We start from the raw sequence: 11,599 nt of genomic DNA on the forward strand, positions 1-11,599 counted from the left end.
ATCCCTGCCACCATGTAAGGTACCAAAACATCTCCACTCAGCCCAGAGCGATCATCCAATCCTTGCCGGGGGTGGAATTTGTGGAGATGAGAGAGCCAGATCGGTGTTGTGGGATGGGAGGGGCATTTAACATTCAATATTATGAACTCTCCAAAAAGATAGCCGAGCATAAGATGAACTCCATTGCCGAAACGAATGCGGACATCGTGGTTACCGCCTGCCCAGGGTGTATGATCCAGTTGATCGACAACACCATCCAAAAGGGAATGCCCCAAAGGGTAATGCATGTGATAGAGCTTCTGCACTAAGAGATATAGCAGGTAGCGGTCTTTCAGGGGGGATATCCTAGATATCCCCCTTTTTCGCTTTTTTCTCTAAACCCTCGCGTAGTTCAGCGATGATATCCTGGGCCTTCTCCTCCAGTTCCTCAGGTACCATGATTGCAGCCCATCCCTTTTGGGGGATGAAGATCCCGTTGTAGGCGGTATCGTGATAGGAGCGGATTATAAAGGAGATTCCTTCCTGCTGCAGAGTCTGGGCGATGAGGTCCGCCTCAAATTTATTTTCCACCACTGTTATCTTCTTGAAATTCTCCCCCTTCGTCATCTCCCTCTCCATGAGATCTCAAGATAACATCTCCCCTGCCCCTGAGTCAATGAACAACCCTTTCAGATCCTCCACAAAGTTGTCCTTGATAACTTCTCCCTGAGGCGATAAAATTAAGACCTTCTCTCATTTAGTTGGTGAAATTGAGAAGGTTCAAGGGGCCAATCTTCAATCAGCGATGAGCTATGAACTATGAGCCATGAGCCATTGTAGCAACTTTTTTGGAGAAGAGCCCAAAATTATAAAATAAGGTGTCTCATGGGGGTACAGAGGTTTTCTAGAAGGGAATTTTTAGCGACCTGTGGGAAGGGTCTTTTTTACCTCGCTTTTGCTTCTTCTCCCCTATTTAGCAAGGAGGTGTATCCTTACGGAAAGGGGAGGTTGGAGGGTGAGTGGGGGTTGGTGGGGACAAAGCTCTCCCCCTATTTTCAGCTCCTTGCGGGTGGAGAGGTCCAATGTCTCCTCTGTCCGAGGGAGTGCGTGATCTCATCAGGGGGAAGGGGCTATTGTGAGGTAAGGGAGAACAGAGGGGGAAAGCTTTGCAGCCTTGTCTACGGGAACCCCTGTGCGGTCCACATAGACCCTATTGAGAAGAAACCCTTTTTCCACGTCCTCCCTAGCACCCCCTCCTTTTCCATTGCCACCACAGGCTGCAACTTCGATTGTAAGTTCTGTCAGAATTGGGAGATCTCCAAAGAGGTGCCGGAGAAGACCTTCAATTTCCGGCTCCCCCCAGAAAAGGTCGTGGAGATGGCCCAAGGGTATAAGTGCCCCACCATCGCCTCCACCTATGTGGAGCCAACCATCTTCTTCGAGTATATGTACGATGTCTCGGTCCTGGCCAAGGGGAAGGGGATCTTGAGCACCTATCACTCCAACGGTTACATCAACCCCCAGCCCTTGGAAGACCTCTGCCAGTATCTGGGGGCCGCCTGCATCGACCTAAAGGGTTTTACGGAGGATTTTTATCAGGAGATGACGGAGGGTGAGCTACACCCCGTCCTGCAGACCATCAAGACCTTGAGGAGCAAGGGGGTCCACCTGGAGCTGGTCAACCTGATAATCCCCACCAAGAACGACGATATGCAGGTGGTAAGACAGATGTGTCTCTGGATCAAAAGGGAAGTTGGTCCCGATGTCCCTATCCACTTCAGCCGCTTTTACCCCATGTATAAGTTGCGCAATCTCCCCCCTACTCCGGTGGAGACCCTGGAGAAGGCCAGGGAGGTGGCCCTTTCCGTCGGTCTGGAATATGTCTATATAGGGAATGTACCCGGACATAAAGGAGAAAACACCTACTGCCCTCACTGCAAAAAGGTGATCATCGCCAGGAGGGGTTACTTCATCCTCACCAACAATGTGGTAAAGGGGAGATGTAAGTTCTGTGGGAAGGATATCCCCGGGATATGGCAAGGGACTTCATAAAGTTTCTGGGGACCGCTGGTGCGAGGGTGGTGGTCTCCAAACAGTTGAGGGCCTCAGGGGGGACCTGGATCTCTTCCCAGGGGCAGAACATCTACCTGGATCCAGGACCAGGGGGCCTGGTAAGATGCCTCTCGGCCAAGCCCAAACTTGATCCCACCAAGCTCGACGCCATTATCCTCTCTCATCGCCACCTCGATCATGCCGCCGATGTGAACGTGATGATCGAGGCCATGACAGAGGGTGGGTTTAAAAGAAGAGGCCTTCTATTCGCCCCCCAAGACGCCTTCTCGTCGGACCCAGTCATCCTGGAGTATCTGCACGATTATTTGAAGGGGATTGAGATTCTGGAAGAGGGGAAGAGTTACACTATAGGGGAGGTCAGATTCTGCACCCCTGTTCGGCACCTCCACCAGGTGGAGACGTATGGCCTCAGGTTTGAACTCCCTCGTGGAAGGCTCTCCTTTATCACGGATACCCTTTTCTTCCCCGAGCTGATAGAGCATTACCGGGCCCAGATCGTCATCATCAATGTGGTTAGAAATGCCCCCCGTGATAACCACATATGTCACCTCACCCTGAATGATGCTAAAGAGCTCATTAGGGGGATCTCGCCCCGGGTGGCCATCTTGACCCACTTCGGGATGACCATGTTGCGGGCCAAACCATGGGAGCTGGCGGCAAGACTTAAGGAGGAGACAGGTATAGAAGTCATGGCTGCTCGGGACGGGATGAGCCTGTATCTCGATGAGTTTATCTGAGGCCTATCACTTTGCTGGTGCCCGTAAGGGACCTTCCCACCTGGCGTTTATCTGGCGCATCTTATTCCGCCACATGGAAAAGTTAAGGGTCAGGGCAAGAGGGAAGTTCTTGAGGGGGGCATGGGAGAGCCGAGAGAATATGGAGCGGGGGGCACAGCAATACTTCTTGGCCCAGAAATAGCCCTCTTGAAGTTCTTCCGGTGTCATCAAGGCAGGACGGAAGAGGACATGGCTTCCATCATACTTACGCCAATCATCACTATCAGGGAGGAGGCGTCTTTCCAGAAGGAGGCGTCGCCGCAACAGGGTACCCGGATAGGGGGTGAGGATTACAAAGACCGGTACCTCTATCCCTGACTTTTGGACGAACTCCACTGTGCGGTGGAAGATATCCTTGGTGTCGCCGTCGTGACCGAAGATAAAGGCCCCCTGGACGATGATCCCTGCCTGGTGGAGGGCGCGCACGTCCTGGGCGAACTTCTCTGTCCTGACCCAGGACTTCCCCGCCATGTCGAGGTTGATCTGTTCCAGGGATTCAAAGCCAATAAAGAGTTGCGCGCAGCCGCTCTTTGCCGCCAGATCCAGGAGTTCTGGATCCTCTGCCATCTTTAGCGAGGCAAAGCTGGCCCAGCGAATCTTGAGGGGGATCAGGGCCCGAAACAACTCTTTGGCATACTGAGGGGTACCGCCGATGTTGTCATCGACGAAGAAAACATAGAGTTTGTGGTAATAATCCGAGACCTCCTTTATTTCCATCACCACTTCCCGCACAGGTCGGGGCCGGTGTTGGTTACCAAAGAAGAGGGGTACAGAGCAGTATTCACACTGGTGGGGACAACCACGGGTAGCCTGGACAGCAAAGAGGTATCGATGCTGGTGCCGTCGCAAGAGGTCTCGGCGGGCATAAGGTCTCCCAAAGTCAGGGAAAGGATGGGGGGGAAGATAGGACCTCTTCATTGCCCCTTTGTCGAAGTCGACCAAGAGCCTCGGCATTATCCCTTCTGCCTCTCCCAACACCACGCTGTTGCAGTGCCTCAGGGCCTCCTCTGGTTCGTAGGTGACGTGTAATCCACCCATCACCACGGGGATCCAGCGAGAGCGGAAGTGATCAGCCAGTTCATAGGCGTGAGGGGCATTCAGGGTGAGGGTAGAGATCCCCACCAGATCCGCCTCCACGCCCAGATCTACCGGTTCTGCATCCTCATCCACCACCTTGACCTCCCATTCTTTTTCAGGGAAGAGGGCGGCCACTGTGGTGATCCCGAGGACAGGGAAGGGGAAGGCTGGCTGTTCCGTGATTATCAAGGACTTATCAATAGCATGGATCAAATAGGCCTTCTTTTTGAACATAGCAATCCCGTACTAGATAAGGCACATAATTTGTTATACTATAGCACAAACTAAGTAAAATTAAAGGGGATCTTAAAATTCCGTCTTTATTTTCGCCTCTGGGATATTCTAATATAAAATAGTTGCTTTTTTACAGGGTATAATTTATTTTTTGAAAGATCTTATCCGCGAGGAGGTGAATTATGCTTAAATTCATGAGGGCCCATGCCACCTCTTGGATCATCAAGATCCTTCTGGGGCTGATCATCGTGGTCTTTATCTTCTGGGGGGTAGGTAGGATAGAGAGTAAAAAGAAGACAGTAGTGGCCACCGTGGGGGACCATTTCATCACCATCGGGGAGTTCGACCGCGCTTACAATAACCTCCTGGAGTATTATAGGAAGATCTTCGGGGAGCAGTTCTCCCCAGAACTTCTCAAAAAGATGAACATAAAACAGCAGGTCCTGGATCAATTGATCAATGCAACCCTCTTCCTACAGGGGGCCCAAAGGGTTGGGCTTCAGGTGAGCAAAGAGGAGTTGAGGGAGGCCATCTTGCAGTACCCCGCCTTTCAGCGGGGAGGGAGGTTTGACCGTAATCTCTATCTTCAGGCCTTGAGGCGCAGCGGCTTGGAGCCTGGAGACTTCGAGGGGATGATCCTCAGGGAGTTGATGATCAGTCGTATGGAGGAGTTTGTCGGGGATACGACCGTGGTCCTGCCTCCGCAGGAGGTGAAAGAACTTTATTTTCTTGAGAATGAAAAGGTCAACCTGGACTTTATCAAAGTCTCTCCCCAGACATTTAAACGGAGGGTCAAGGTCACCCAAGGTGAACTGGAGGGATACTATGCCGAACACAGGGAAGAGTTCCGCTCTGCTGCCCAGGTGAAGGTCCTCTATTTGAAGTTCTCCCCCAGCGCACACCTAATGGAGGCCGAGGTCTCGCCCCAAGAGATTCAAGAGTATTATGAGCTGAACATAGAGCAGTACCGGAGGCCCAAGAGGGTGCGGGTCAGGCATATCCTCATCAAGGTAGGTCCTGAGGCCGGGCCCGATGAGGTGGCCAAGGCCAGGAAGAGGGCCGAGAAGGTCCTCTCAGAGGCCCGCCGGGGCGTAGATTTTGCCCTCCTGGCACGCAAGTACTCTGGTGATCCCTCTGCCTCAGAAGGAGGAGACCTGGGGTATTTCTCCCAGGGTGAGATGGACCCCATCGTGGAAAAGGCGGTTTTTCACCTCGGCAAGGGTGAGATAAGCTCCCTAGTGAGATCACGCCATGGCTTCCATATCGTCAAGGTGGAAGATGTACAAGAGGGAAAGGTGAGGGCCTTAGAAGAGGTAAAGGGGGAGATTATTCCCCACTTGAGGCAAGAAAAGGCCAAAGATTTGGCCGCCATCCATGCTGAGGACGCCGCCTACAAAACAAAAAAGAAAGGTGGATTGAAGTCCTATGCCGAAGGGGAGGGACTTCAGGTAAGGGAAGCAGGACCCTTCAAACCAGGGGAGCCCCTCAAGGGGTTGGGAATCAGGAAGAGGTTTTCTTCCATCGCCTTCACCTTGGGCAAGGGTGAGATCTCCTCCGCCTTCCAGGATGGAGAGGACTACTTTGTCTTGCAAGTGGTCGATACCATACCTCCACAGATTCCTCCCCTGGAGGAGGTAAAAGAACGGGTGAAGGAAGACTTGGTCTCCTCGCTCGCCAAGGAGATGGCCCAAAACACTGCCCAACGACTTCTCACAGCCTGGAGAAAGGGGGAGGGATTTAAAAAATTGTTAAGGGCAAATGGCCTAATGGTGGAGCAGACTGGATATTTCAAGAGGAGCTCCTCCTCGGCCCCTCACATTGGGCCCCTGGGCAGAGATGCCGGGAAACTCGCCACCTTGACCCCAGAGGACCCCTGGTCTGAGGAAGTGGCCGAGGTAGCCGATGCCTATTTTGTGATCAAGCTTCGAGGGGTAAAGGAGGTAAGCGAGACGAAGTATGAAAAGGAGAAGGATGCCAACCAGAAGAGGTTTTATAGTCTGAAGAAGGGGGAACTCCTTCAGCGCTGGCTCATGGTGATGAGGAAAGAGGCCAAAATTGAGATCAATCAGGAGCTCCTGGGGCTCTACAAGTGAAAGATGCTTGCCATTTTAGTAAATTTTCTTGACAAATCTCTCTTAATTTGGTAATAAGCTGCTGACAAGGATTATTGCCAGGAGGAAAAAATGGATCGTACGAACCGATTTTGCATTGGATTGATGTCTATTATCCTGTCCATCTGTTTAGTTACACCCCTAGCTGGGGCGCAAGGGAAAGTGGAGAAAGGGGAAAAAGATCTATCTGGCGTTATTGACGTGAAGGGGTGCGAAGGGATGGAGCTGACCCAGTGTGAGTTGGCCAAGAATCTCATTACCACCCTGAAGATGGGAGAGGATTTGACCTGCGAAGAAGGGTTTGTCCATTTGCGGGCCTTGGATATCGCCCCTGGTGAGGACTGGAGCTATGAGGACCCCCACAAGGCGGTTACCCTGGAGGAGATCAAGGATGTGATAATGGATGCCCATCAGGCCTATAACGAGGGCAATGTCCCTCTCGATGGATTTGCAGTGGCAGAGGAGATAAATCGTTTCTGCCTGGATATGAAAGGTCCCCCTCCTGCCTCTAGCGAGGCTGAGAAGAAGGAGATTCTCCCAGCCCCTGGTTCTCAGAAAGAAGGGAAAAAATAACTGAATCTTTATTTATTGTGTGAAAAAGCGGCATTAAAAAAATATGGGAAGTGTCCCTTATCCGATCCTTAAATCAAGTCAATTCTCACTAAGAATATAAAGTAAAGTGTTGACCCCTTTTCTTGATGCTTTCTCTTCGGGCAAGAGGCCAACCATAAGACCCTCGCCCTTGCCAAGATGAACCTCTACATTCATGATATCCGCAACGCCCACCTTCTGCTCGGCGATACCCTCCTCTATCCCAAGTTCAAGGAGGGAGAGAGGTTGCAAAAATTTGACATCGTCATCGCCAATCCTCCCTGGAATCAGGACGGCTACGATGAGGAGGTCCTCAAAAAGGGGGAGTTTTGGAGGGAAAGGTACAAGGTTGGGTTCACTCCTAAACAGTCAGCCGACTGGGCATGGATCCAGCACATGCTCTCATCGGCCAAGGACGATACCGGAAGGGTGGGGGTAGTCATAGACAACGGCTGCCTCTTTAGAGGAGGTAGAGAAAAGGCGATAAGGACCATGCTTGTTGGCAAAGACCTATTGGATGCCGTTATCCTCCTTCCTGAAAAACTCTTCTACAACACTGGTGCACCAGGGGCGATCCTCGTCTTTAATAAAAACAAGGAAGAGAAAAAAAAGGGCAAGGTACTCTTTATTAATGCCAGCAAAGAATTTGAGCAACATCCGGAGGTGAGAAAGCTTAATCGTTTAGGGGATGAGCATATAGAGAAGATAGCAAAGGGCTACAAGGATTTTAGTGACGTTGATGGACTTTCTAGGGTTGTTGGAATCGATGAGATAAAAGAAAACGACCATAACCTCAACGTCACCCTCTATGTCTTTCCTGAGGAGGAGACCGAAGAGATAGATATAACGGAGGAATGGAGAGGGCTCATTTCTCTCGAAGAACAATTAAGGACTGTTGATCAGAAAATAGAGGGATATTTGAAAGAGCTTGAAAGTGCTTAGAATTTAGTGAGATGAAAGGCGACCTTGGAAAAATTGAAATTAGTACTTATAGTACTAATCATTAGTATTTAAAATACTAAATATAATGGTAGGATCGGAAAACCTGGAAGAGATTCTCTCTGCCCTTGATCGGCAGATAGGGATTCACGGCGGTTCTTCAATAGCCCTGGTGGTCTGTGGTGGTACTGCCCTCGCTGCTCTTGGACTTGTAGATCGAACTACCAAGGATGTGGATATCCTGGCATGGGCTGAGGAAACAGAGGAGGGGCTTAAAATTCGACAAATTGAGAAGTTTCCCCAATGGCTGATTGGGGCAGCGAAGATTGTGGCAAGGGATTTTGGATTACCTGAGAACTGGCTAAACCTTGGACCTGCCTCACAGGTGGAGTCAGGGCTTCCCGATGGATTTGAAGGACGGCTCGTTAAGATTGATTACGGGAGATCCCTCACCGTCTATTTCATCAGTAGGACGGACCAGATATATTTCAAGCTCTATGCAGCGGTTGATCGCTCGGTTGGTCCTTAAAGATTTTTTGGAAAGGCACGGTTATGGAGATATCGCTAAAGGAATTTAAAGAGAGATTCGCAGATGGTTTCCTTGAAGTCCACTGGAGACAATGGTCTGCCTTGGGTGTAGCCTCTCATGTCAGGCCAGAAGAAAAGCGGCTAATAGATCTTGAGGCCTTGGCATTATCCACTCTCACTCTGGGCCTAGAGGATACTCGCCTTTTAAACGCCGCCGTTGAATGGTTAATCAAATATGGTGAATGGCTGAACCTCCCACGTCTCAAGAGGATTGCGAAGATCTTCATGAGGCCCTTACCGGAAGAAAAGACTCAAGTCCGCTCACTTATTGAACCCCCTGTATTTGAATTGCTGGGCAATACACTTCAGAGGTTCGATCAGAAAAGATGGACTGCGGAGAAATCAGGCGATCAGGAATTGAGGGAGGCATCAGCACGGGAATATGAGACTTTCTTCAGCAACTTTCAGATGAGGGGAATTGTGACAGAACCAGTGCTTCAACGACCTTCACTGTTACAGTTGAGGCTGCGTGGCATATTCGGCATAGATGCAAGGGCAGAGGTTCTTATTTACCTTATGAGTCATGAGGGTGGCAACTCCAATGCCATTGCAAAAGAGGTCTTCTACGTTCAGAAGAATGTTTACCGAATCCTTGAGAAATGGCACAAGGCAGGGTTCCTGACAAAGGTTAAGGGACCAAAGGCTGGAGCCTTTATCTTTGAAAGAAAAAATGAGTGGCTCAATGCGCTTGGCTTGAGGGCCATACCAACTTATCTTAACTGGGTCCAGATTTTTCTTTTCTTTAATCAGATAGTAAAGGTCCTGTCTGTACCTCCATGGTCTGAAGATGAATATGTGCTTTCTTCCCTTTTCAGGGACGCTTTAAACGATGTTAAACGCCTCGGAGGATATCTGGATATTTCTGTTCCTGAGCCTGATCAATTTCCAGGGGCAAGCTATTTCTCTCCTTTTGCGTTGAAGATTTTGGAGATGGTTGAACGACTGAAGTAATGATATTAAAAGAGTTAAACCTGAATGAATAGGATACAAGGCCAACTTAAAGAAGTAGCCGATAAATACGGCATACAGATCATCTGTGCATTCGTGTCGAAGCCAAAGGGTAACAAATGAAATTGTGTTATCTTGACAGGGTGTTTCAATCCCTTATAGGTAGGCTATAAACCGCAAAGAGACCCCAAAATACAAAGCCGTATACTAGTTTCAATCCCTTATAGGTAGGCTATAAACGCTACCGATAGATGGCCCCATGTTGATGGAGTGGATTGTTTCAATCCCTTATAGGTAGGCTATAAACTTATCCCCCTCTGTGACCTCCATGATCCCATCCACGTTTCAATCCCTTATAGGTAGGCTATAAACCCTCACAACCGTGTCTAGTATTTGACATATTCCCCAGTTTCAATCCCTTATAGGTAGGCTATAAACCCCCGAAGGGACATATATGCTTACGATGAAGATGAGTTTCAATCCCTTATAGGTAGGCTATAAACCTGCACGGGTAATCTTGCCCTTCTCATATCGCAAGGTTTCAATCCCTTATAGGTAGGCTATAAACCTTTTTATATCTTAGTGCGAAAGAAGTGCCAGGAAGTAGTTTCAATCCCTTATAGGTAGGCTATAAACGGCTACTCATGGTTCTCCCCGGCAAGTTCAAAAGAGTTTCAATCCCTTATAGGTAGGCTATAAACGTGCTATGCATCCGTCCGCTCGACCTATTGTTGAACAGGTTTCAATCCCTTATAGGTAGGCTATAAACACATCAGTTGATGTGGCAGAAGCTCTTCAATACAGGAGTTTCAATCCCTTATAGGTAGGCTATAAACGAGATGCCACCACGCTCGATGTCTTTTGCATATACCCGTTTCAATCCCTTATAGGTAGGCTATAAACTGGCATCGGGTGTTTCTGAAGATTGGCTTTTAATTGGGTTTCAATCCCTTATAGGTAGGCTATAAACGTTAGTTCCATTCTCTTTTACCTCCTCTCTGTTTATCGTTTCAATCCCTTATAGGTAGGCTATAAACGAGGAAAAGGAGGGATGGGTGATGTGTCTTTACTAGTTTCAATCCCTTATAGGTAGGCTATAAACTTAAAGAAGATGGCACTTGGGTATGGGTGCTAGAGTAAACGTTTCAATCCCTTATAGGTAGGCTATAAACTAAAAAAAGTTTACACCTGGTCATACCAGAGTCATACGTTTCAATCCCTTATAGGTAGGCTATAAACCAATCCAGTCCTTTTTTATCTCCTTCGCTGGCCGATCAGTTTCAATCCCTTATAGGTAGGCTATAAACTTCTTGACCATGAAAGCCTCTTTAAGGGCCATAGTTCAGTTTCAATCCCTTATAGGTAGGCTATAAACATTTGGCCTGTAAAAGGGTTGGTTTAAAAGAAATAGTTTCAATCCCTTATAGGTAGGCTATAAACCGTTTTGGGGTTGAGAACCCCCTAAACGATTGGGAGTTTCAATCCCTTATAGGTAGGCTATAAACGGGGTGACACCGGCCACACTAGGGCCGACATAAAAAGTTTCAATCCCTTATAGGTAGGCTATAAACGTATCATGAGATGGGAAAAGACCCTGTCAAAGCAGCGTTTCAATCCCTTATAGGTAGGCTATAAACCGGCGATTTTTCCCACTGCTATCTCTTTCATTTCCCTGTTTCAATCCCTTATAGGTAGGCTATAAACCCGATCACCGCAGTACCAGCCAAAGAAGACCAAGAAGGTTTCAATCCCTTATAGGTAGGCTATAAACGCCGATTAGGTCCCCCTCCAGGACCTTGTTGTCCTGTTTCAATCCCTTATAGGTAGGCTATAAACATGTCGATCTGAAATAGTTATCCAGCAAGTCTTTCCAGTTTCAATCCCTTATAGGTAGGCTATAAACGAGGCTAAAATAATAAAACTGGACATAAGTAAGTATGTTTCAATCCCTTATAGGTAGGCTATAAACCATCCATGTGATGAATGACATATCCGTCCATTGGCCGTTTCAATCCCTTATAGGTAGGCTATAAACTGGGAGATTAACAGAAGAACTCCTAGCTCCTATGAGTTTCAATCCCTTATAGGTAGGCTATAAACGGCTTTCCTTGGTTCTTTTCCTGAATAATCTTATCACGTTTCAATCCCTTATAGGTAGGCTATAAACTGTTACATGGAATGGAGGCTAATATGAAGTTTAATCAATGTTTCAATCCCTTATAGGTAGGCTATAAACCTGCCATTGTTGATAGCATCATTGTACTTTGTATCAGTTTCAATCCC

At 48.4% G+C, this 11,599-nt stretch carries 10 protein-coding genes and 1 CRISPR repeat array; of the genes, 8 read left to right on the forward strand and 2 right to left on the reverse strand.

Annotated features, from left to right (window positions below; genetic code table 11):
- The coding region (locus tag JRI46_10635) for a (Fe-S)-binding protein (protein ID MBW2040026.1) at positions 1–308 on the forward strand (308 nt) is incomplete at its 5' end.
- Between the two features lie 37 nt (positions 309–345).
- Here the strand turns inward: JRI46_10635 and JRI46_10640 are convergent.
- Positions 346–606, reverse strand: coding sequence for a DUF2007 domain-containing protein (locus tag JRI46_10640; protein ID MBW2040027.1), 261 nt, complete (start codon positions 604–606; stop codon positions 346–348).
- A gap of 381 nt (positions 607–987) precedes the next feature.
- Here JRI46_10640 and amrS point away from each other — a divergent pair, with 381 nt between their 5' ends.
- Together amrS and JRI46_10650 are read left to right on the forward strand one after the other, a co-directional pair.
- Positions 988–2,031 carry an AmmeMemoRadiSam system radical SAM enzyme gene (amrS, locus tag JRI46_10645; protein MBW2040028.1) on the forward strand — a complete coding sequence of 348 codons (1,044 nt, stop codon included), beginning with the start codon at positions 988–990 and terminating at the stop codon, positions 2,029–2,031.
- Positions 2,013–2,789 (forward strand): MBL fold metallo-hydrolase, encoded by a 777-nt coding sequence (locus JRI46_10650; GenBank protein ID MBW2040029.1) that lies wholly within the window; start codon positions 2,013–2,015, stop codon positions 2,787–2,789. The genes amrS and JRI46_10650 overlap by 19 nt, the downstream gene beginning before the upstream one ends.
- Before the next feature lie 6 nt (positions 2,790–2,795).
- On the opposite strand, the gene JRI46_10655 is transcribed toward JRI46_10650, so the two are convergent.
- A complete protein-coding gene (locus tag JRI46_10655; protein MBW2040030.1) occupies positions 2,796–4,139 on the reverse strand; it encodes a B12-binding domain-containing radical SAM protein in 1,344 nt (447 codons plus the stop codon).
- A 182-nt stretch (positions 4,140–4,321) separates the two neighbouring features.
- Here JRI46_10655 and JRI46_10660 point away from each other — a divergent pair, with 182 nt between their 5' ends.
- From JRI46_10660 to JRI46_10680, 5 genes are all read left to right on the forward strand, one after another.
- Positions 4,322–6,232 (forward strand): SurA N-terminal domain-containing protein, encoded by a 1,911-nt coding sequence (locus JRI46_10660; protein ID MBW2040031.1) that lies wholly within the window; start codon positions 4,322–4,324, stop codon positions 6,230–6,232.
- 90 nt (positions 6,233–6,322) lie between these two features.
- Positions 6,323–6,823: a hypothetical protein gene (locus JRI46_10665; protein ID MBW2040032.1), complete on the forward strand. Its 501-nt coding sequence runs from the start codon at positions 6,323–6,325 to the stop codon at positions 6,821–6,823.
- 177 nt (positions 6,824–7,000) lie between these two features.
- Positions 7,001–7,783 carry an N-6 DNA methylase gene (locus tag JRI46_10670; protein MBW2040033.1) on the forward strand — a complete coding sequence of 261 codons (783 nt, stop codon included), beginning with the start codon at positions 7,001–7,003 and terminating at the stop codon, positions 7,781–7,783.
- Positions 7,784–7,868: 85 nt separating this feature from the next.
- Complete coding sequence (locus JRI46_10675; GenBank protein ID MBW2040034.1) at positions 7,869–8,309, forward strand: hypothetical protein; 441 nt, start codon at positions 7,869–7,871, stop codon at positions 8,307–8,309.
- 23 nt (positions 8,310–8,332) lie between these two features.
- Complete coding sequence (locus tag JRI46_10680) at positions 8,333–9,319, forward strand: hypothetical protein (GenBank protein ID MBW2040035.1); 987 nt, start codon at positions 8,333–8,335, stop codon at positions 9,317–9,319.
- Positions 9,320–9,461: 142 nt separating this feature from the next.
- A CRISPR array of direct repeats spans positions 9,462–11,552; the repeat unit is 30 nt; unit sequence GTTTCAATCCCTTATAGGTAGGCTATAAAC.
- Positions 11,553–11,599: the final 47 nt, after the last annotated feature.

The organism is Deltaproteobacteria bacterium, assembly GCA_019308925.1.
Taxonomy (GTDB): Bacteria; Desulfobacterota; B13-G15; order B13-G15; family RBG-16-54-18; genus JAFDHG01.

What these genes read in the sequence shown, in the direction of transcription:
- JRI46_10640 (MBW2040027.1), bottom strand. Translation starts at nt 606, where the DNA reads ATGACGAAGGGGGAGAATTTCAAGAAGATAACAGTGGTGGAAAATAAA.
- JRI46_10650 (MBW2040029.1), top strand. Translation starts at nt 2,013, where the DNA reads ATGGCAAGGGACTTCATAAAGTTTCTGGGGACCGCTGGTGCGAGGGTG.
- JRI46_10655 (MBW2040030.1), bottom strand. Translation starts at nt 4,139, where the DNA reads ATGTTCAAAAAGAAGGCCTATTTGATCCATGCTATTGATAAGTCCTTG.
- JRI46_10660 (MBW2040031.1), top strand. Translation starts at nt 4,322, where the DNA reads ATGCTTAAATTCATGAGGGCCCATGCCACCTCTTGGATCATCAAGATC.
- JRI46_10665 (MBW2040032.1), top strand. Translation starts at nt 6,323, where the DNA reads ATGGATCGTACGAACCGATTTTGCATTGGATTGATGTCTATTATCCTG.
- JRI46_10670 (MBW2040033.1), top strand. Translation starts at nt 7,001, where the DNA reads ATGAACCTCTACATTCATGATATCCGCAACGCCCACCTTCTGCTCGGC.
- JRI46_10675 (MBW2040034.1), top strand. Translation starts at nt 7,869, where the DNA reads ATGGTAGGATCGGAAAACCTGGAAGAGATTCTCTCTGCCCTTGATCGG.
- JRI46_10680 (MBW2040035.1), top strand. Translation starts at nt 8,333, where the DNA reads ATGGAGATATCGCTAAAGGAATTTAAAGAGAGATTCGCAGATGGTTTC.